Here is a 19,315-nt window from a genome sequence, read left to right on the forward strand (position 1 = left end):
TTTATAGAAAGCAGATGAGATTTATAAGAGCTCGTGTGCTTTCATCCAATCATTATTATAAACTTTACTGAGATATTTAACGCCGCCATCCGGTAACACTGTGACAATAGTGGTAGGTTTATCCACTGTTTCAGCTACTTTTAAAGCGGCCCAAACATTTGCACCCGCAGAACCACCCACTAAAAGCCCTTCTTCTTCGGCTAAACGTCGTGCTACCGTAAAAGCATCTTTATCGGTAAAAGGAATAACATCATCCAACACAGAAAAATCCATCGCTTTCGCTAAATGATCTTCACCCACCCCTTCTACAAAATAACTACAATTACCTGATTCGGGTACTTTCCCGGTTTTAAAATAATCATAATAAATAGAGCCTTTAGGATCCGGCATAATTACTTTAATATTTGGATTTTTCTCTTTAAGAAAGCGTCCTACGCCTGAAATGGTGCCCCCGGTGCTGCCACTGGCAATAAAAATATCGCATTGCCCTTGAGCTTGCTGCCAAATTTCAGGACCCGTCATATGATAATGCGCTTCAGGATTTTTAGGATTATCGTACTGATTAATCCTAAAACTATTCGCTGTTTCATCCGCCATGCGTTTAGCCACATTGACATAATGATCGGGCGAATCAGGCGCGGCTGAGGTCGGTGTTACAACGATTTCTGCGCCGTACGCTTTTAAGCTATTTTGTTTTTCTTGACTCACTTTATCCGGCATCGTCAAAATAACTTTATAGCCTTTAATGGCGGCTATCATCGCAATAGCTGCGCCGGTATTACCGGATGTATTCTCTATAATCGTGCCACCGGGTTTTAATAAACCACGTTGTTCTGCATCATTAATAATATAAGAAACAATACGGTCTTTAATACTACCACTAGGATTCATAAACTCGCATTTAACTAAAATAGTGGCGAGTTTATTCGGTGAAATATTATCTAGCTTAACAAGTGGTGTATTGCCTATGGCTTGTAAAATTGTTTTAAAACTCATAGAAAATTAGCAATCGCTTTCCCCATATCGGCAGGTGATTTGACGGTATGAACACCGGCCGCTTCTAAAGCTTTAAACTTTTCAGCCGCTGTTCCTTTTCCACCTGAAATAATAGCACCCGCATGTCCCATACGTTTTCCAGCCGGTGCAGTAACACCTGCAATATAAGAAACAACGGGTTTTGTTACTTGCGACTTAATAAACTCAGCCGCTTCTTCTTCGGCGGTTCCACCAATTTCACCCACCATTAAAATGGCTTCTGTTTGTGGATCGTCTTGAAATAAACGTAATACATCAACAAAATTCATACCAGGAATAGGATCGCCACCAATTCCAACACAGGTGCTTTGTCCAAAACCTAAATCAGTGGTTTGTTTTACCGCTTCATACGTTAAAGTACCTGAACGCGACACAATACCCACACGACCCGGTTTGTGAATAAAGCCAGGCATAATACCAATCTTACAAGCACCAGGTGTAATAATACCGGGGCAGTTAGGTCCGATTAAACGCGCGGAGCTATTATTTTCTAAATAGACTTTAACCGCTAACATATCCAGCGCAGGAATACCTTCGGTAATACAAACGATTAACTGAATACCCGCATCGGCGGCTTCAATGATAGAATCTTTACAAAAAGGCGCTGGCACATAAATGACGCTGGCATCAGCACCGGTTTTCGCCACGGCGTCCGCGACGGTATTAAATACCGGCAACCCTAGGTGTTGTGTACCCCCTTTACCAGGCGTAACACCACCCACCATGCGTGTTCCGTATTCAATGGCTTGTTCTGAATGAAAAGTACCTTGTTTTCCAGTAAAACCCTGACAGATTACTTTAGTATTTTTATCGACTAATATACTCATTTTTTTTAACCTTTTCGTGAAATATTATACAGTAGCAAGTGTTTTTACGGCAGCTACAATTTGTTGCGCGGCATCTGTCAAACTCTTAGCCGCAATAATATTTAAACCGCTATCGGATAATTTTTTAGCGCCTAATTCAGCATTATTTCCTTCTAAACGCACCACTACCGGTAACTTAATACCTACCTCGTGAACAGCGCCAATAATACCGTCTGCAATCATGTCGCAACGCACGATGCCACCAAAGATATTGACTAGAATACCTTTTACTTTTTCATCTGATAAAATAATCTTAAAGGCTTCTGTTACACGTTCTTGTGTCGCACCACCACCTACATCAAGAAAGTTAGCCGGATTACCGCCATGTAATTTAATTAAATCCATGGTCGCCATCGCAAGCCCTGCCCCGTTAACCATACAACCGATGTCACCATCCAGCGCAATGTAGTTTAATTCCCATTGATGCGCACGGTTTTCACGTTCGTCTTCTTGGCTTGCATCACGCATATCGCGTAATTCAGCTTGTCTAAATAAAGCGTTATCATCCACAACAACCTTGGCGTCTAAGCAAATGACGCGATCGTTGCTATCGATAATCAAGGGATTAATTTCAACTAAGCTTAAATCACGCTCAACAAACATTTTGCCTAATTGAATTAATATATGCGTAAACTCTTTGAGTTGTGCCGTATTGAGTTGCAGTTTAAAACCAATCTCACGTGCCTGATAAGGCAAAATACCTAATAAAGGATCCATGCTGATTTTTAATATTTTTTCCGGTGTTTCTTCCGCCACCTTTTCAATTTCTACGCCACCTTCTGTGCTGGCCATGATCACGACACGGCGCGTACTGCGATCTAGTACCGCGCCTAAATAAAGTTCGCGTTTAATATCACAAGGTTCGGCGATTAAAACCTGATTAACCGGCTGACCATTCGCATCGGTTTGAAAGGTGACTAAGCGTGATCCTAATAAACGCTTTGTTTCTGCTGCAACGGCTTCTTTGCTGGTGACGTATTTAACACCACCCGCTTTACCACGCCCACCGGCATGAACCTGCGCTTTTACCATCCATGCATCACCACCTAGCGATTCCGCTGCTGCGACGGCCTCTTCAACACTTGCCGCCACCTTGCCTGGAGGAACTGGCAAGGTGTATTCGCTAAATAATTTTTTACCTTGGTATTCGTGTAGGTTCATATATTAGTTATTCTCCGATTCAGACAATGATTGTTTGCATTTTTAAAAAAACGGTTGTTAAACGTCTATCAGTAAGCGTGCTGGCTCCTCTAAAAGTTCTTTAATAGTCTTTAAGAAACCGACTGATTCTTTGCCATCGATGATACGGTGATCGTACGACAATGCAATATACATCATTGGGCGAATAACAATCTGGCCATTTTCTGCAATAGGCCGCTCTTGAATGGTATTCATGCCCAAGATAGCACTTTGTGGCGGGTTGATAATGGGCATATTTAACAATGATCCAAAAACGCCGCCATTGGTAATAGTAAACGTACCGCCCGTCATATCCTCAATTGCGATCTGATTTTCTTTCGCTTTACGCCCATAATTAGCAATGCTTTTTTCAATTTCGGCAAAACTTAATTTATCGGCATCCCGTATAATCGGAACGACTAAGCCACGATCAGTCGATACTGCAATACCGATATCAAAGTAATTATGATAAACCACATCATTACCATCAATAGAAGCATTCACAGCCGGATAACGTTTAAGCGCTTCAATCACCGCTTTAGTAAAAAACGACATAAATCCTAAACGTGTACCATGCCTTTTCTCAAAGCTTTCTTTATATTTGGCACGAAGTTCCATGACTTTATGCAAATTAACCTCATTAAAGGTCGTTAACAGCGCAGCCGTATGTTGAACCTCAACCAAACGCTTCGCAATAATGGCGCGCAAGCGTGTCATAGGTACACGTTTTTCAATACGATCGCCGCCTTGTGGCACCGCCATACTCGGCATCGTAGCGGGCTGGCTGGCTGGTATGGCGGATGATGATGGGGTTTGTTGCCCTAATACATCTTCACGGGTAACACGGCCAGATTTTCCACTGCCCTGAATGCCTTCTAGAGGAATACCTTGTTCAGCCGCTGATCGGCGTGCCGCTGGACCAGCCGCTGTGTTTTCAGTTTCGGAGGGCGCAGATTTTTTAGCAGGTGCTGTTCCTTCTGCTGCGCCTGATGAAGCAGACGTTTTTTCTGTTTTCATACTGGCATCCTTGTTTATGGTGGCTAAAATTTCACCGGCTTTGACCACAGTCCCTTCTTTTTTTAGAATTTCACCTAATACACCGTCGTCAGGAGCAGGCACTTCTAAAACAACTTTATCGGTTTCCAAATCGACAATATTTTCATCTCGCTTAACCACATCACCGGCTTTTTTATGCCAGGTGACGATTGTCGCATCAGCTACCGACTCCGGTAACATGGGAACCTTTATTTCAATACTCATAGATGATTCCTCAAATTATAAACCTTCGTCTTTTACTTGGCTTCGTTGTTGGATTGTCTTTTCCGATGCTCATGTACTAACGTGTACACTGCGCTTCTCAAAGCCAATCCGCCTAGAAACCAAGCAAAATACTTGGTTGTATACAAATAAATTATGTTAATGCTTCTTTTATCAAAGCCTGCTGTTCTTGTACATGCACAATGGGTGAGCCTACAGCCGGTGCAGCGGAAGCAGGTCGGCCTACATAATGTAAGCTTTGGTTTTTAGCTAAACAGTCAATGAAATGATGTTGGCTACAATACCAAGCCCCTTGGTTTTTAGGCTCTTCTTGGCACCAGATAACCTCGTTTACTTTTTCATATGGCTTTAATACAGCCATTAATTCGTCTTTAGGAAAAGGATATAACTGCTCTATTCGAATCAGTGCGATATCATTTATTTTTTGTGCCTGACATTGTTCCAACAAATCATAGTAGACTTTTCCACTACATAAAATAACGCGTTTTACTTTTTGAAGATCGCGTTCATCTGGAATCACGTTTTGAAAACGTCCTTTCGCCAAATCTTCTAAGCTCGATACCGCTAGTTTATGGCGTAATAAGCTCTTTGGCGACATAACGATCAAGGGTTTACGATACGGTCTGCACATTTGTCGTCGTAATAAATGGAAAATCTGTGTCGGTGTGCTTGGCACACATACTTGCATATTATCTTGTGCACACAGTTGTAAAAACCGTTCTAAGCGTGCCGAGGTATGTTCCGGCCCCGCGCCTTCATAACCATGCGGTAATAATAGAACTAAACCACATAATCTTCCCCATTTCTGTTCAGAGGAGCTTAAAAATTGGTCGATAACAACCTGCGCACCATTCACAAAATCACCGTATTGCGCTTCCCAAATCACTAAGCTATTCGGATTAGAAATAGCATAGCCGTATTCAAAGCCCATCACCGCCACTTCGGATAGGGTTGAATCGATCACGGTAAAGGCTTTTTCATGCTTTGCCAACTGTGATAAAGGCACAAAAATTTGATTGGTCTTAAAATCGTGTAACACGGCATGACGATGGAAGAAAGTACCACGACCACAATCTTGTCCCGAAAGTCGAACACTATAATCTTCTTGCAACAAGCTAGCATACGCCAAGATCTCAGCATAACCCCAATTTAAAGGTAATTGGCCTGCGGTCATTTTACGCCGGTCATCGATGATTTTAGCCACTTGCGGTTGTAAGGTTAATCCTGGCGGCAAGGTTTCCAACGTCGTTGCTATTTCTTTTAAGCGTTGTAATGCAATGCCAGTGTCTTCAGAATCTCGCCAATCGTGGTAACGATACGGACGCCAGTCAATTCGATAAGGATTTTTAGAATCGTCATCTAACAAGCGACTGACAACAGGTTCGCCTTTATCTAATTGATTTCTATATCCATCCATCCATTGGCTTAACTCTTCTTTGCTAATGACATTTTTCGCTATTAATTGCTCTGCATATTGCGTGCGTACGGTGGGTAATTGTTTAATCGCCTGGTATGTCAATGGCTGTGTTGCTGAAGGCTCATCCGCTTCATTATGGCCATGACGACGATAACAAACCAAATCAATCACCACATCTTTTTTAAACGTTTGCCGGAAGTCAAACGCTAATTGCAGCGTAAATAATACCGATTCAGGGTCGTCACCATTCACGTGAAAAATAGGTGCGTCAATCATTTTAGCGGGATCGGTACAATACCAACTAGAACGCGCATTTTGCGGGTCCGTGGTAAAACCAATTTGGTTATTAATCACAATATGTAAGGTACCGCCGGTGCCATAACCCGCTGTTTGCGAAAGCTCTAGGGTTTCCATCACAACCCCTTGGCCTGAAAAGGCCGCATCACCATGGATTAATACCGGTAACACCTGATGGCCACTGCTATCGCTACGACGTTCTTGACGTGATCGCACTGAACCTTCAACCACCGGGTTCACTATTTCTAAATGCGAAGGATTAAATGCCATTGCAATATGTAAAGCACCGTGATCCGTTTTAATATCGGTGGCAAACCCTTTATGATATTTCACATCCCCGGATCGATTTTCCTGCGTCAATTTCCCTTCAAATTCTTCAAATAATTTACTTGGCAATTTCCCCAGCACATTAATCAACACATTCAAGCGGCCACGGTGCGCCATACCAATCACGATTTCTTGAACTGCTTGGGTGCTCGCTCTAGCGACTAATTCATCGAGCAAAGGAATTAAGCTATCCCCGCCTTCTAATGAAAAACGTTTTTGTGCAACAAACTTATTACCTAAATATTTTTCTAAACCTTCGGCGCGTATAAGACCTTTTAGAATGGTTTTTTTCACTTCGTTGGAATAACTCGCTTGCCCTTCTACCGATTCAATACGCGCTTGTAACCACGCGCGTTGCTCGGCATCCGCAATATGCTGCGTTTCAAAACCAATGTAAGCACAGTAAATCTTTTTCAGGGTTTCAATGACAGTTTGCACGGAAACGGTCTGTAAACCCAATAAACCGTCTAAATGAACGGTTTGAGATAAATCGGCTGGGGTTAAGGCATGGCTTTCTGGCGTTAGATCAATTATTTCTCGTTTTGGCGCTAACCTTAACGGATCGAGATTAGATTGGTAATGGCCATAGCGACGGTAGGCATCAATGAGGTTATGTACTTTTGATAATAAAGCATCTTCCGCACTGCCATGTGCGGCCAAGGGTATAGGATGCTTGGCTAATTCGGAAAAATAAGCCCGAATATCAGCATGTGAAACGTCCTTTTGTTTATCGACAACCTGATTGAAATAGGTCTGCCATTCTCTACTTAGCTGATTAGGGTCGTGCAAATATTGCTCATAAAGTGCCTCTAAATAAGCACCGTTGCCACTAAATAGATAAGAGTCGGTACGCAAGCTTTGAAATGCGGATTTTACTTGATCGGTCATTAGTTGAATTTTTCCCCTACTTGCAGTGAAAGGATTTTCTTATTCTTCTACTCAAAATGCAACCTAGAATTTTACCATCTATAGACGGGGCCTGTAAGACGAGTCCTAGCTCGGACTCGTACCACCTTAGGTTTCTTTTTTTAACAGCATGTTGCGCACATGACCAATCGCTTTAGCCGGATTTAGGCCTTTAGGACAGACCGTGGTGCAATTCATAATAGTACGACAACGGAATAAACTGAACAGATCATTCAATTCCGCCAGACGCTGTTCTTTCGCTTCATCACGATTATCGACTAAAAAGCGACAAAGCCATAGTAAGGCCGCAGGTCCTAAAAACTTATCCGGGTTCCACCAGTAAGAAGGACAGGCACTGGTACAGCAGGCACACAAAATACATTCATACAGACCATCCAATTGTTCACGCTCTTCAGGAGACTGTAAACGCTCTTTAGCCGGTGGTTCTTTATCATTAATTAAGTAAGGTTGCGCTTTTTCATACTGACGATAAAAAGGCTCCATATCAACCACTAAGTCACGGATGACCGGCAAACCCGGTAAAGGCCTTAATACAACAGGTGATTTCAAGCTTGAAAGCTGTGTTACACACGCCAAACCATTTTTTCCATTAATATTCATGCCGTCTGATCCACAGACTCCCTCTCGGCAAGAACGACGAAAAGAAAGCGTTTGATCTTGCGCTTTCAATTCTTCTAAGGCATCCAGCAACATCATATCCTTACCCGCTTCTAATGCCAGCGTATAGTCTTGCATATAAGGTTTTTTATCTTTATCGGGATCGTAACGGTAAATAGAAAATTGCATAATTTTGACCTAATAGGTTCTCTCTTTTAATTCCATCGGTGCCATCGTCTCAGGTTTCATATTAACGGCTCTGAATGCAACCTGATCATCCTTATAAAAATATAGTAAATGTTTCAGCCAGTTTTTATCGTCTCGCTTAGGATAATCTTCACGGCTATGCGCACCACGACTTTCTTGACGCGTTAACGCCGAAACCGCCGAGGCATAAGCAACTTCCATTAAATTATCTAATTCCAGCGCTTCTACTCTGGCCGTATTGAACACTTGGCTACGATCCGTTAACGCCGCATGTTGTAAACGTTCTCTGAGTTCCGTCAATTTGGCTAAACCTTCTTGCATGTAATTTTCAGTACGGAAAACACCAAAATCATTCTGCATACTCTTTTGCATTGCTTGACGAATCTCAACCACACTTTCACCTTTGTCGGTGTTATTCCAACGATTCAGTCGCGTTAATCCCGCTTCTAAATCGTCTGGGCTTACCGACAGTAAAGGTAAATCTTTTTGTAATGATTGTTCTACATGTAACCCAGCAGAACGGCCAAAGACAACCAGATCGAGTAGCGAGTTGCCGCCTAATCGATTAGCACCATGCACAGAGACACAAGCGCACTCACCGGCCGCATATAAGCCTTCAACGACTTGATCATGCCCATGTTGATCTAGCGTCAACACTTGGGCATGCACATTAGTAGGTAGTCCACCCATCATATAATGGCAAGTCGGTACGACTGGAATCGGTGTAGTAATCGGATCAACATGGGCAAAGGTAATCGCCAGTTCGCGTATACCCGGTAACCGCTTCTTAATTAGGTCTGCGCCTAAATGGTCCAATTTTAATTTCACATAATCCGTACCATGTGGGTCAAAACCATTCCCCGCACGCAGTTCTAAAGCCATCGCACGCGCTACCACGTCTCTAGACGCTAAGTCTTTAGCATGCGGTGCATAACGTTCCATGAAACGTTCACCATTCTTATTAATTAAATAACCGCCTTCACCGCGGCAGCCTTCGGTTACTAATACACCGGCACCGGCAATACCGGTGGGATGAAATTGCCACATTTCCATATCCTGCACCGCAAAACCCGCACGCAATGCCATACCAATGCCATCACCGGTATTAATCAAGGCGTTAGTTGTGGATTGAAAAATACGTCCTGCGCCGCCGGTGGCTAAGATGGTGGCTCGGCTATGAAAGAAAACAACTTCACCAGTTTCAATACATAAAGCGGTTATGCCTGCCACCTGTCCCTGCGCCGTTTTAACTAAATCAATCGCATACCACTCAGTAAAAAAATGTGTTTTTGCTTTTACATTTTGTTGGAATAACGTATGCAATAAGGCATGACCTGTTCTATCAGCGGCGGCACAGGTACGCGCCGCTTGATCGCCACCAAAATTCTTAGATTGGCCACCAAAAGGACGTTGGTAAATCTTGCCTGAATCGGTACGTGAAAACGGTAAGCCCATGTGTTCCAGTTCATACACGGCTTCTGGGCCGGTTTTACACATGTATTCAATCGAATCTTGATCACCTAAGTAATCGGAACCTTTTACCGTATCGTACATATGCCAACGCCAATCATCTTCATGCGCATTACCTAAAGCGCAGGTAATACCACCTTGCGCAGAAACGGTATGCGAACGCGTTGGAAACACTTTAGAAATCAGTGCAACCTTTTGACCCGAATTCGCTAATTGTAACGCAGCACGCATACCTGCACCGCCAGCACCAACTATCACTGCGTCAAAGGTATAAGTGGGTATTGCCATAAATTAATTACCCCAAAAAATAGCTAAACCCCAAATAAAACAGAGTAATAGCCCAATAATTATTAGTATTTGTACACTCAAGCGTAAAGCAAACGGCTTAATATAATCCGTGACAATCGTCCACATCCCAATCCAAGCATGCCACAGCAAACTCAGTAAAAAGAGCGTACTCAACAAACGCATCGCTGTGTGGTTAAACAACCCATGCCATTGGGCATAATTGAGCGATGAATGCGCCACAAAGAAGCCTAAGAGGAAAACAATATAAAACAGCAGCACTACCGATGTAACGCGCTGTATTAACCAATCGCGCAAGCCATTACCACTCAGACTGGTCACATTCGTTAATTTTTTTACCATACATAAATTCCCATCAGCGTTGTCAAGACGACGGCTAAACACATGACTAAGCCCGCCGTAAAACGCGCCGGCCTTAGGTTTTCACCCAGACCTGTATCCATGAGTAGGTGTCGAATACCGGCAAGCATATGATAAAAAAGTGCAAAAAAAATGGCTAAGATAATCAGCTTAGCCAGTGGATGCGTTAAAACATTATGCACAAGAAAAAAACCTTCCGGGCTTTGCAGCGAAACGGCCATCAAGCCTAGAAATATGGGAATAAATAAAAATAAAATAAAACCTGAAACGCGGTGCAAAATAGAAGCAATCGCCGTTATAGGAAAGCGCAGGGTCAATAAATTGAGATTAACCGGTCGTTTAGCCACAGAATCAGCCTTAAATGAATAAAGTTTAAGTCGAAAAACGGGGGGATTATACGCTCAAACGACATTTAAATACAAATGGCTTTTCTCCCTCTCGCCGTTTGACTCTTTAAAAAATATTTTCTGAGCCTAAGTATTAAAATGATTGATTAGCCAAAAATAATCAAAAAAATTTGTGCTGAATTAAAAAAGAAAAAGGACGGCTTGATAAAACAAACCGCCCTCTCGTGTGATAAGCTTTTTTTACAAACGTGTATTAAGATTTAAGCTTGGTTCTGGTTCTGGCTGATTAACCGCTAAGATTTCTGCTTTCCGCGCAAAAAATTGCGGTGAGTGCGACTCTCTAGTCTGTGAAGTATATGAGTCGTTTGAGCCTATACCAGAAGATGAAGAACATTGACTACTTAAAGAAGCACTCGAGGGGATATTGCTCAAGGGGAGTTCAGGGATAACATTAAATTTAGAACTCAAGGTAGAAAGCACTGATTCACGCACAGCCTCATCTTTGCCTTCTAAATAACGTGCAAATATGTTTATCCATAAAGTATTGCGCTCTCGAATGCTCACTATTTCACTCTTATCGTTTGGATCACCCAAATCACAATGACTCGCAAGTAAATTAGTTATTGTTTTAGCCCATGACGTTTCTTTAAATAAAGCGTATTGTGCATTATCACGCGTAAACGCTTTAAAAATATCCCAGATTTCGGAAAACTCCGTATTTGCCAATTTTTGCACCGCTTCTTTTTCATCTTGTCTAGATATTTTTCTTACTCTAGCTATTTCATCTATAGCGTTATCCATCACTTTGAGCATTGGATTCAAAACAGAAGGCTTTTCTTGTGGAATAAGTGCCGTTTGGAGTTTTTTAGTCATAGAAAGCGACACTAATTGTGCAAACAACTTAATTATGTCGCTATTCCCTTCTGGCAAATAGTTATTATATATTTCTGCATTCCGTTTAATTTTTCTTTTAGGCATAGTCTTTGCAAGCTTTTTAAGGGCTAATCCTGTGCCGCCCGTCGCAACAGCAGCACCAGCACCAGCAACCCCCACGATTATTGGCGCAGCAATACCCCCTGTTGCAACTGTTATCCCTGCCGCAACAAGCGTAGTTACGCCAAATATACCCGCGTTAATCGCTCAGTTGGTTTTTTTACTGATACCGGCGCTGGCATCACCACCTACGGCTATCGTTCTCCGTTCATTAATGCGTTCTTTTAGATAGTCGGCTAGGTTTCCAGCAAGTTGACGATTTCTAAGTGTAAAATTGCTACTAATTAGTTTGGCTGCATTAACCAATGACGGATTGCTTGATCCGGACATAAATCACCTTTACTTGTTATTATTTGGCAAACTTATTCGTATCTTATATAAGCAAGATTAAGACTACATTAACAATAAAATTTATATTAAAAATATTTTATAAAAAAATATTGATATAAAAAGGGCGGCTTGATACATCAAACCGCCCTCTTTACGCTAATAGTTAGCTGCTTGCTACAAGTGAGTCGCTATGCTCCCGAAGAATTTCGGCCATCGTGTCCCCGAAATTCGTTCGCATGACGCGACTGAAATTAGGCCGCGATACGTCCTGCGTCCGGCACGCACTCACTCCTTCGGAGTTCATGCCCGTGCCTCCCACAAATGACTTTACGGCGTGATGCGTTTCCTGCTTCGCCCGTCAACGCACGCCTATCGCGGGCTCTTCGACTTCGCATTGCTTTCACAATGCTTTCCTGTCTCATCGATTGACTTGCGGCATAGCATGTAAATTCTGTTGCTGCTCATCTGCATCAGAAACCAGAATGGGTTTTGTAGGAAAAAACTGCGGTGCGGAAGCGCGTCTAGTTCTAAATGATGAGCTTGCATCATTAGTACCGCGTTGAAACGAAGTTGGCGCTACTTGCTCACTCAACGGGAAAATAGCTTGGAATTTATCTACCGCAAGGGGCTGCTGGACTAAGCTATGTTGATTGATATTATCTGCCGTTAACGTATTTAATTTAGATTGCAAAACAGGCATGGTTAATGCATATACTTCTAGATCTTTCCTTTCTAAATAACGTGCAAACACGTTTATCCATAATGTATTAACGTCTCGATCATTAACAATCTCACTTCTATCACTCGGATCACCCAAGTCGAAATGATGCTCAAATAAACCGGTTATTTCTTTAGCTAATGACCCTTCCTTAAAAGAATCATAGTCTTTTTGATTGCGTGAAAAGTTTTTAAAAATACTCCATATTTCTTTAAATTCATCTTTCATCAGTGTTCTTATTTTTTCTTCCTCTTTTGTTGGCGCTTCTTCCTCACCCACTATTCGCTTCACGACTTTTGTTAGTCCGTTTTTGATAGACTGCCACAATGTATGCTTTTCCTCTGCTTGCAATGCGCTTGCTTGCAGCTTCTTATGCATAGAAAGCGTTATCAACTGTGAAAACAGTTTAATAACATTATTATCTCTTGGGAAATAATCTTTATAGATGTTTGCTTTGCTTTTAATTTTATTTTTATTCCTCTGCTCCAATAAATAAGTCCCAGCAAAAATAACCAGCGCTACAATACCTGCCACTACAGAAATAACCCCAATAGAAGCACCGGCAATAAACATTGCCGCACCGGCGATACCCGGCAATATCCATTTTAATACCGCAGGAATAGCCTTTTTTATAACCGTCGAACCAATTGAAACGCCTATTTTTAACTTAGAACTGACACTCATTCCTAGTTCTTCTCCACCATCACCGGCTATTTCTCGGCGCGCAGAAATACGCCCTCTTAATTTAAACGCTAAACTTCCAGCAAATAGACGTTCTTCCGCGGTGAAATTGGCAGAGATTAATTTGGCCGCTTCAGCTAATGGCTGAAATGACTGCTGGGCTGGTTTAGCCATAGAGTACCCTTATTTATTATTTTTATATATAAGGCTGGATTATATATAAGAAACATTAAAGCTATATTAACTAAATATCATTTGCATATTCACGCATACCAAACAGTAACATTAAATAAAAACCCTATTTTTATAAGGTTTTTATTTGAAAATAGCAGCTTATCAATCCTTTCGATTAATAATTCCTTAAGCTTTCCTTAATACTTATCAAATTTATTTATCATAAAGCCTTAATGTTATTGATGTTTAATACCTAAAAATAATAAACACAGCGTGGCCATACAATGTCAATAAAAATCCCCTCAGAAGAAATTACATCACTCCATACCTCAGCAGCGATAGACCAAACCGATAACCCTGGTTTTTCTAAAACTAACAATAGAGATACTACCGTCATCAACGGAACTGTTATTACACTGGGCGATAGCCTCAGTGATGGCGGCAAGAAGCATGGTAAATATAATCAGAAGCTATCTGGAATGAAGCTTTATCCTCGCGTCTTCAACCGATGAGACAGGAAAGCATTGTGAAAGCAATGCGAAGTCGAAGAGCCCGCGATAGGCGTGCGTTGACGGGCGAAGCAGGAAACGCATCACGCCGTAAAGTCATTTGTGGGAGGCACGGGCATGAACTCCGAAGGAGTGAGTGCGTGCCGGACGCAGGACGTATCGCGGCCTAATTTCAGTCGCGTCATGCGAACGAATTTCGGGGACACCATGGCCGAAATTCTTCGGGAGCATAGCGACTCACTTGAGAAGATCGCCTAATAAGGTATTTACCGATAGTTTTGTTTGGCCATATCCATTAGCTGAAAGAATGAAATTTGAAATGGAAGCAATACATGCCAGCAACCCGCTGTATACATCGTACTCTGACTCACTGGGATACGCCGTGGATAGAGATTTGGCTCAAGGCGGTGCAACCGCCCATAACTATCGGTATTGGAGCCTAAAATACCCTATACAATCTATCAAAGCTATCGCTGGTCAACTTGGTGGTATAGAACAACAAAGCCATCTAACAAAGAAAAAAGAGGCCTTAAGCGTGATGATTTATGTATCATTTTTTCTGGCGCAAATGATATATTCACGGTAGGCCGTACAGGAGAAAAAGCAGCTAAACGTGCTGTAGACGCTATACAAAAAGCAATCGCCAACTTGTCAACCGGCAAAGAAGACACCGGTTTATCGAATTATTCTAAAAACATCGTGATTTTTTCTTTACCCGACATTAGTGTAACCCCACACTATGCTGAAGAATCAGAATCAAAAAGAATGGCCGTAAAAGAAACCTGCCAATTAATCAATCAGCATATAAATGCGTTAGTTAACGATTATCGATATATAAACTTTGATACGCACGCTATTTACCGACTTAACGACATAGCAAACAAGGAAAGTTTTTTAAAAGCACATAATATTAAACACGGCATCCTATTTGTAGGCGAAGGGAAATATAAACAGGTTTTATTCGTAGAAAATGGCCGCTTTATTAGCTATGCTAATGGAAAATTACGCGTCGTTGATATAAAGCTATCGAAGCAACAGCAAGCTATGTTGGGTTTAAAAGAAGGTAAATTTCAAAGACCAGGAAAATTTGACGACGAGCAAGTACCTAACTTTATTAAATCTGCAGAGGTTCGGAAATATCAAATGTTTGAGGCCTTAATCAAGCAGGTAGCCAGTCAGGCAAGATTAAATGCCGATGTGAGAGTATTTGATGCTGCGGATGTTTTTGCGAAAGTCAAGTGAGTCGCTATGCTCCCGAAGAATTTCGGCCATGGTGTCCCCGAAATTCGTTCGCATGACGCGACTGAAATTAGGCCGCGATACGTCCTGCGTCCGGCACGCACTCACTCCTTCGGAGTTCATGCCCGTGCCTCCCACAAATGACTTTACGGCGTGATGCGTTTCCTGCTTCGCCCGTCAACGCACGCCTATCGCGGGCTCTTCGACTTCGCATTGCTTTCACAATGCTTTCCTGTCTCATCGAATGAAAAACCCCCAAGATTATAATATTACAACTGGCTGCGCTATTTACTATACCGATCAAGCTACTATTCTAGAAAAAATAGAAGGCAATGCGATCGTAATGAAGCCATTAGATGGCGATAAGGCTGAAGTTTTATTTTTTATCGATGGTAAACTTGTTGCTGAAAAGGGCAAGGCACGCAGCGTCCAATTAACGCTTTCTCCCGATGAACAAGAAGAATTGAAAATAAAGCACGGTGATAACAAAGGATTAGTCCAATTGTTTGCGGCTGAAGGCGTACATGGTGCATGGGCTACGCAAATGATTGTAAATGCCGTGAAAATTTATGAAACTTCTTTTAATGAAGAAATTCAATTAATCCATACTAAGGAAGTATTCTGGGACAACGCGCATCTTAAAGGTCAAGTACATTTGCGACTAGAATGCGAATTAGTTGATTTTTTAAGGAAGAATTATGATCTACAGCCTGCTCAACAGCAACGCGATGATATGGCTATACCGCAAGCGCAAGCGCGTGCAGAAAAATTTGCATCTAACGATGAGACAGGAAAGCATTGTGAAAGCAATGCGAAGTCGAAGAGCCCGCGATAGGCGTGCGTTGACGGGCGAAGCAGGAAACGCATCACGCCGTAAAGTCATTTGTGGGAGGCACGGGCATGAACTCCGAAGGAGTGAGTGCGTGCCGGACGCAGGACGTAACGCGGCCTAATTTCAGTCGCGTCATGCGAACGAATTTCGGGGACACCATGGCCGAAATTCTTCGGGAGCATAGCGACTCACTTGAACCTATGAAGCGCCTGCACGACTCGGTAGCCGATATAATGCACCGCGATTCTTTCCTGAGCAGAAAAAATCGTTGCCTGCAACCACTTCTAAATCAGAAGAAACCCCCTCTATTAGGGTAACGAAACTCTAATTTGCCTGAGGCTAAACGTATGCTGACCATCATGGGTATAAACCTGGTTTATACCCATTACTAAAAATACGAACAATGCCATCCTGTTTTCTTAGATTCAGGTGCCCACCACAACCCACTCTTTAACAAGGAAAACAAATATCAAATATTAAGTTTAATATTTATTTAATATTAACAAACTAGAATGCCTGCATAAAAATAACAATATGAAGGAACCGTTCATGCCGCCTAAAAAACCCCGTTCGCTCAACTATACGAGTGAACCCTATCAAATAACGCCCTTTGAAACTAAAAAAGCTGCCATCGTGTGGTTGAAAGAAAACAAACTAGACCTCGATGGCACACCGATACTGCTTCCTTTTTATAACGAAAATAAGCGCATTGAATTTTTAAACCCGGGAGACGATGAGGACAGTTTAAGAGTTATGGGGGACGGTGTTATCAAAAAACCTAAAAAATATAGACTCGGTAGAATAGCGCGTAGCGCCAAAGAAACACTAACTGGCAGAGAGCGTGTACCCCATATGAAGCATCAAGGGGAAAGCATTGCAATTGGTACAAATGACTTTTTAATTGTTTATCAGAAAAATGAGGAGAACGCGTCGGTTGGAAGAAAGTTTGTAGAACTCTATTGCGAAATGTACGAGAACCTAGAGAAAAAAATTGAATCATCACCCACAAATGATGCCGCTCAAATAAATCCATCTGAATTAGTACAGGCTCTTTCTAAGAAAGCTTTGGGTTTAAATATCGTCGCTGGAATATGTTACTTTATTATAGAAGATAAAAAAGCTAACCCAACTGTCTATAGGTACATCTTCAAAGAAGGTGTACGGAATACAAAAATGCAAGATTTTTTAGCAAAGGAAAAGGATTCAAAGCTAAACCATACAAAAATAGCGATTCCGGTTCAAATTGAAAATAATAAAACAATAAAAACCCATAGAATCGCTTTTATCAAAGACTTTTTAGGGGGGGCGGTCGTTCTAGGTACCACCGCGGTCGCCGTAGCAGGTGCAATAACATGCTGTATGCTTATAATTCCATTTCCCATTAGCCTTATAGCATCAGCCGCCGCTTGTGCTGTTCTATTACCAGGTCTTCCTCTACTTTATAAAAAAGCAATCGAAAAGAACAAACCGACCACCGTATTTGCTAATACATTTACAGCCAATGCCGTTGATACAGTTGATTCGGCTCCACACAACGCAACGCCTACCGTGACCCATTCATACTTATATTCAGCAGGTGATTCGTCTGATGCGATTGATTCGGCTCCACCCAGCGCATCTGAATTTGAGCAAATCACTGTTATGCCGCATAAAACAGCGCCTACTGTATTAGTTCGTTCATCCTTTCCTAGAAGCCATTTCATTAGTCGATTAGATTCGATTGATGAAGAGGAAGATGATTCGTCTTCACCCAGCACATCACAAAAAAGTTCTATTGGCATTCGTCACGGCTAAGTTAATAGGAATAAATAGACATAACAGGCGATCGAAATATCGCCTGTTATTTTATAAGCTATACGGTTAAATTGACTAAACGCGCTAAATTTTTAATTTCCTCTGCATTTAACTCACGCCATTGACCCCGTCTTAGATTCTGGGGTAACTGAAGATCAGCAAATCGAATACGCATTAAACGACTGACTTGAATGCCTTGTGATTCCCACAAGCGTCTCACCTCTCGGTTGCGTCCTTCTTTCAATACCACATGGTACCAACGATTTGCTCTTTCTCCGCCCCGCTCTTCAATGCGTGTAAACGCCGCCATGCCGTCTTCTAACTGTACACCTTTCTTCAAGCGCTTAAGAATATTTGCGTCAACTTCGCCTAATACACGTACTGCGTATTCTCTTTCTATTTCATAAGAAGGATGCGATAGACGATGCGCTAATTCACCATCATTCGTAAAAATTAATAGTCCTAATGTATTGATATCTAAACGACCGATCATAATCCAACGTTCACCCCGAAGTGGTGGTAAGCGTGAAAAGACCGTGGGTCTATTTTCGGGATCGGTACGCGTACAAACTTCACCTTCGGGCTTATAATAAATTAATACACGTCGTTTAAGTGGGGTTACAGGCACTAGTTTAATCAGCTTACCGTCTATAAAAACTCTAGCATGTAAACCAATACGGTCACCGAGTTTTGCGACTTCGCTACCAATGCTTATTCGACCCTGTTGAATCCAACGCTCTATCTCGCGACGTGAACCCAAGCCTAGATTGGCCAATACTTTTTGTAGTTTTTCTGTCATAGCGTAGGAATAAAATGAAGTTAGTTGGCAGGCATTATAGCGCCAGATTCTAGCGGTGGCTGGATTATTTGTTTAATGTCCTGTTCGTCCGTATTCATAGGCATGAGTGTCTCATTAAGAGCCGGGAGTACAGGCAACTCGGCTAATGCCTTTAAATTAAAATGATCTAAAAATTGTTTAGTCGTGGCATAAAGATTAGGTCGACCGGGCACTTCTCGTTGCCCTACTGACTCTATCCATTCCTGATCCAGTAAGATTTTAATAATATTGGGACTCACCGCCACACCGCGAATGGCTTCAATATCACCGCGGGTCACCGGTTGTTTATAGGCAATAATCGCCAGCGTCTCTAAAAAAGCACGCGTGTAACGGGGTCGTTTTTCAGGCCAAAGCCCTTTTATCCACTCACCCAGTTGCGAGGGCGTATGAAAAATATAACCATTAGCCACCCGCTGCAATCGAATACCCCGCTCTAGGTAATCTTCTTCGAGTGCGGCCAAAGCCTGTTTTAACAATGACTTTGACGGGCGCTGCTCTTCCGGAAATAAGCTGCTCAAACGCTCCACACTCACCGGCTCACCGGCGGCTAGAATAGCGGCTTCCAGAATAGTTTTAAGTTGGGCAATTTCCATA

At 42.2% G+C, this 19,315-nt stretch carries 23 protein-coding genes; 7 read left to right on the top strand and 16 right to left on the bottom strand.

What is annotated here, in order from left to right:
- Positions 1 to 21 precede the first annotated feature (21 nt).
- The 13 genes from KX723_RS05340 to KX723_RS05400 all read right to left on the bottom strand — a co-directional run bounded on the left by KX723_RS05340 (position 22) and on the right by KX723_RS05400 (position 13,509).
- On the bottom strand, positions 22 to 996 hold the full coding sequence (locus KX723_RS05340) for a PLP-dependent cysteine synthase family protein (protein ID WP_218813394.1): 975 nt from the start codon (positions 994 to 996) through the stop codon (positions 22 to 24).
- The gene (gene sucD, locus KX723_RS05345) at positions 993 to 1,862 is read right to left on the bottom strand and encodes a succinate--CoA ligase subunit alpha (RefSeq protein WP_218813395.1); all 870 of its coding nucleotides are present in this window, start codon (positions 1,860 to 1,862) and stop codon (positions 993 to 995) included. Before sucD ends, KX723_RS05340 begins: the two co-directional genes overlap by 4 nt.
- A gap of 24 nt (positions 1,863 to 1,886) precedes the next feature.
- Entirely contained in the window at positions 1,887 to 3,062 is a 1,176-nt protein-coding gene (sucC, locus tag KX723_RS05350) for an ADP-forming succinate--CoA ligase subunit beta (RefSeq protein ID WP_218813396.1), read from the bottom strand.
- 57 nt (positions 3,063 to 3,119) lie between these two features.
- A complete protein-coding gene (gene odhB / locus KX723_RS05355) occupies positions 3,120 to 4,340 on the bottom strand; it encodes a 2-oxoglutarate dehydrogenase complex dihydrolipoyllysine-residue succinyltransferase (RefSeq protein WP_218813397.1) in 1,221 nt (406 codons plus the stop codon).
- Between the two features lie 151 nt (positions 4,341 to 4,491).
- A complete protein-coding gene (locus KX723_RS05360; RefSeq protein ID WP_218813398.1) occupies positions 4,492 to 7,287 on the bottom strand; it encodes a 2-oxoglutarate dehydrogenase E1 component in 2,796 nt (931 codons plus the stop codon).
- A 126-nt stretch (positions 7,288 to 7,413) separates the two neighbouring features.
- Positions 7,414 to 8,112: a succinate dehydrogenase iron-sulfur subunit gene (locus KX723_RS05365; RefSeq protein ID WP_218813399.1), complete on the bottom strand. Its 699-nt coding sequence runs from the start codon at positions 8,110 to 8,112 to the stop codon at positions 7,414 to 7,416.
- A 9-nt stretch (positions 8,113 to 8,121) separates the two neighbouring features.
- The gene (sdhA, locus tag KX723_RS05370) at positions 8,122 to 9,888 is read right to left on the bottom strand and encodes a succinate dehydrogenase flavoprotein subunit (protein WP_218813400.1); all 1,767 of its coding nucleotides are present in this window, start codon (positions 9,886 to 9,888) and stop codon (positions 8,122 to 8,124) included.
- Positions 9,889 to 9,891: 3 nt separating this feature from the next.
- Complete coding sequence (sdhD, locus tag KX723_RS05375) at positions 9,892 to 10,248, bottom strand: succinate dehydrogenase, hydrophobic membrane anchor protein (protein ID WP_218813401.1); 357 nt, start codon at positions 10,246 to 10,248, stop codon at positions 9,892 to 9,894.
- On the bottom strand, positions 10,242 to 10,613 hold the full coding sequence (gene sdhC / locus KX723_RS05380; protein WP_218813402.1) for a succinate dehydrogenase, cytochrome b556 subunit: 372 nt from the start codon (positions 10,611 to 10,613) through the stop codon (positions 10,242 to 10,244). The genes sdhD and sdhC overlap by 7 nt, the downstream gene beginning before the upstream one ends.
- A 240-nt stretch (positions 10,614 to 10,853) precedes the next feature.
- Positions 10,854 to 11,666, bottom strand: coding sequence for a hypothetical protein (locus KX723_RS05385; RefSeq protein WP_218813403.1), 813 nt, complete (start codon positions 11,664 to 11,666; stop codon positions 10,854 to 10,856).
- Between the two features lie 87 nt (positions 11,667 to 11,753).
- On the bottom strand, positions 11,754 to 11,936 hold the full coding sequence (locus tag KX723_RS05390; protein WP_218813404.1) for a hypothetical protein: 183 nt from the start codon (positions 11,934 to 11,936) through the stop codon (positions 11,754 to 11,756).
- 251 nt (positions 11,937 to 12,187) lie between these two features.
- The gene (locus KX723_RS05395) at positions 12,188 to 12,358 is read right to left on the bottom strand and encodes a hypothetical protein (RefSeq protein ID WP_218813323.1); all 171 of its coding nucleotides are present in this window, start codon (positions 12,356 to 12,358) and stop codon (positions 12,188 to 12,190) included.
- The gene (locus KX723_RS05400; RefSeq protein WP_218813405.1) at positions 12,355 to 13,509 is read right to left on the bottom strand and encodes a hypothetical protein; all 1,155 of its coding nucleotides are present in this window, start codon (positions 13,507 to 13,509) and stop codon (positions 12,355 to 12,357) included. Before KX723_RS05400 ends, KX723_RS05395 begins: the two co-directional genes overlap by 4 nt.
- A 284-nt stretch (positions 13,510 to 13,793) precedes the next feature.
- Here KX723_RS05400 and KX723_RS05405 point away from each other — a divergent pair, with 284 nt between their 5' ends.
- The 3 genes from KX723_RS05405 (at position 13,794) to KX723_RS05415 (ending at position 15,260) form a co-directional block, all read left to right on the top strand.
- Positions 13,794 to 14,021 (top strand): hypothetical protein, encoded by a 228-nt coding sequence (locus tag KX723_RS05405; protein WP_218813406.1) that lies wholly within the window; start codon positions 13,794 to 13,796, stop codon positions 14,019 to 14,021.
- Positions 14,018 to 14,188 (top strand): hypothetical protein, encoded by a 171-nt coding sequence (locus KX723_RS05410; RefSeq protein ID WP_218813323.1) that lies wholly within the window; start codon positions 14,018 to 14,020, stop codon positions 14,186 to 14,188. Before KX723_RS05405 ends, KX723_RS05410 begins: the two co-directional genes overlap by 4 nt.
- Positions 14,189 to 14,450: 262 nt before the next feature.
- A complete protein-coding gene (locus KX723_RS05415; RefSeq protein WP_218813407.1) occupies positions 14,451 to 15,260 on the top strand; it encodes an SGNH/GDSL hydrolase family protein in 810 nt (269 codons plus the stop codon).
- A 67-nt stretch (positions 15,261 to 15,327) separates the two neighbouring features.
- Here the strand turns inward: KX723_RS05415 and KX723_RS05420 are convergent, their stop codons facing one another.
- Positions 15,328 to 15,498, bottom strand: coding sequence for a hypothetical protein (locus KX723_RS05420; RefSeq protein WP_218813323.1), 171 nt, complete (start codon positions 15,496 to 15,498; stop codon positions 15,328 to 15,330).
- A gap of 3 nt (positions 15,499 to 15,501) precedes the next feature.
- On the opposite strand from KX723_RS05420, the gene KX723_RS05425 reads away from it, so the two are divergent.
- The 4 genes from KX723_RS05425 to KX723_RS05440 all read left to right on the top strand — a co-directional run bounded on the left by KX723_RS05425 (position 15,502) and on the right by KX723_RS05440 (position 17,883).
- Entirely contained in the window at positions 15,502 to 16,092 is a 591-nt protein-coding gene (locus KX723_RS05425; RefSeq protein ID WP_218813408.1) for a hypothetical protein, read from the top strand.
- Complete coding sequence (locus tag KX723_RS05430) at positions 16,040 to 16,210, top strand: hypothetical protein (RefSeq protein ID WP_218813409.1); 171 nt, start codon at positions 16,040 to 16,042, stop codon at positions 16,208 to 16,210. The genes KX723_RS05425 and KX723_RS05430 overlap by 53 nt, the downstream gene beginning before the upstream one ends.
- Positions 16,211 to 16,247: 37 nt before the next feature.
- Positions 16,248 to 16,406 carry a hypothetical protein gene (locus tag KX723_RS05435; protein ID WP_218813410.1) on the top strand — a complete coding sequence of 53 codons (159 nt, stop codon included), beginning with the start codon at positions 16,248 to 16,250 and terminating at the stop codon, positions 16,404 to 16,406.
- 232 nt (positions 16,407 to 16,638) lie between these two features.
- Positions 16,639 to 17,883, top strand: coding sequence for a hypothetical protein (locus KX723_RS05440; RefSeq protein WP_218813411.1), 1,245 nt, complete (start codon positions 16,639 to 16,641; stop codon positions 17,881 to 17,883).
- A 58-nt stretch (positions 17,884 to 17,941) separates the two neighbouring features.
- Here KX723_RS05440 and rluB read toward each other — a convergent pair whose 3' ends face one another.
- A complete protein-coding gene (rluB, locus tag KX723_RS05445; RefSeq protein WP_218813412.1) occupies positions 17,942 to 18,682 on the bottom strand; it encodes a 23S rRNA pseudouridine(2605) synthase RluB in 741 nt (246 codons plus the stop codon).
- Positions 18,683 to 18,702: 20 nt separating this feature from the next.
- Positions 18,703 to 19,314 carry an SMC-Scp complex subunit ScpB gene (scpB, locus tag KX723_RS05450; RefSeq protein ID WP_218813413.1) on the bottom strand — a complete coding sequence of 204 codons (612 nt, stop codon included), beginning with the start codon at positions 19,312 to 19,314 and terminating at the stop codon, positions 18,703 to 18,705.
- Position 19,315: the final 1 nt, after the last annotated feature.

Source organism: Rickettsiella endosymbiont of Dermanyssus gallinae, assembly GCF_019285595.1.
In the GTDB taxonomy this organism is placed as follows: Bacteria; Pseudomonadota; Gammaproteobacteria; order Diplorickettsiales; family Diplorickettsiaceae; genus Rickettsiella_B.

Coding starts and splice junctions, on each gene's coding strand:
- KX723_RS05425 (WP_218813408.1), top strand. CDS start 15,502: ATGAAAAACCCCCAAGATTATAATATTACAACTGGCTGCGCTATTTAC.
- odhB (WP_218813397.1), bottom strand. CDS start 4,340: ATGAGTATTGAAATAAAGGTTCCCATGTTACCGGAGTCGGTAGCTGAT.
- KX723_RS05420 (WP_218813323.1), bottom strand. CDS start 15,498: ATGAGACAGGAAAGCATTGTGAAAGCAATGCGAAGTCGAAGAGCCCGC.
- scpB (WP_218813413.1), bottom strand. CDS start 19,314: ATGGAAATTGCCCAACTTAAAACTATTCTGGAAGCCGCTATTCTAGCC.
- sdhD (WP_218813401.1), bottom strand. CDS start 10,248: ATGGTAAAAAAATTAACGAATGTGACCAGTCTGAGTGGTAATGGCTTG.
- KX723_RS05360 (WP_218813398.1), bottom strand. CDS start 7,287: ATGACCGATCAAGTAAAATCCGCATTTCAAAGCTTGCGTACCGACTCT.
- KX723_RS05340 (WP_218813394.1), bottom strand. CDS start 996: ATGAGTTTTAAAACAATTTTACAAGCCATAGGCAATACACCACTTGTT.
- KX723_RS05430 (WP_218813409.1), top strand. CDS start 16,040: ATGAGACAGGAAAGCATTGTGAAAGCAATGCGAAGTCGAAGAGCCCGC.
- KX723_RS05395 (WP_218813323.1), bottom strand. CDS start 12,358: ATGAGACAGGAAAGCATTGTGAAAGCAATGCGAAGTCGAAGAGCCCGC.
- sucC (WP_218813396.1), bottom strand. CDS start 3,062: ATGAACCTACACGAATACCAAGGTAAAAAATTATTTAGCGAATACACC.
- KX723_RS05435 (WP_218813410.1), top strand. CDS start 16,248: ATGGCCGAAATTCTTCGGGAGCATAGCGACTCACTTGAACCTATGAAG.
- KX723_RS05410 (WP_218813323.1), top strand. CDS start 14,018: ATGAGACAGGAAAGCATTGTGAAAGCAATGCGAAGTCGAAGAGCCCGC.
- sucD (WP_218813395.1), bottom strand. CDS start 1,862: ATGAGTATATTAGTCGATAAAAATACTAAAGTAATCTGTCAGGGTTTT.
- KX723_RS05405 (WP_218813406.1), top strand. CDS start 13,794: ATGTCAATAAAAATCCCCTCAGAAGAAATTACATCACTCCATACCTCA.
- KX723_RS05440 (WP_218813411.1), top strand. CDS start 16,639: ATGCCGCCTAAAAAACCCCGTTCGCTCAACTATACGAGTGAACCCTAT.
- KX723_RS05390 (WP_218813404.1), bottom strand. CDS start 11,936: ATGTCCGGATCAAGCAATCCGTCATTGGTTAATGCAGCCAAACTAATT.
- rluB (WP_218813412.1), bottom strand. CDS start 18,682: ATGACAGAAAAACTACAAAAAGTATTGGCCAATCTAGGCTTGGGTTCA.
- KX723_RS05365 (WP_218813399.1), bottom strand. CDS start 8,112: ATGCAATTTTCTATTTACCGTTACGATCCCGATAAAGATAAAAAACCT.
- sdhA (WP_218813400.1), bottom strand. CDS start 9,888: ATGGCAATACCCACTTATACCTTTGACGCAGTGATAGTTGGTGCTGGC.
- KX723_RS05400 (WP_218813405.1), bottom strand. CDS start 13,509: ATGGCTAAACCAGCCCAGCAGTCATTTCAGCCATTAGCTGAAGCGGCC.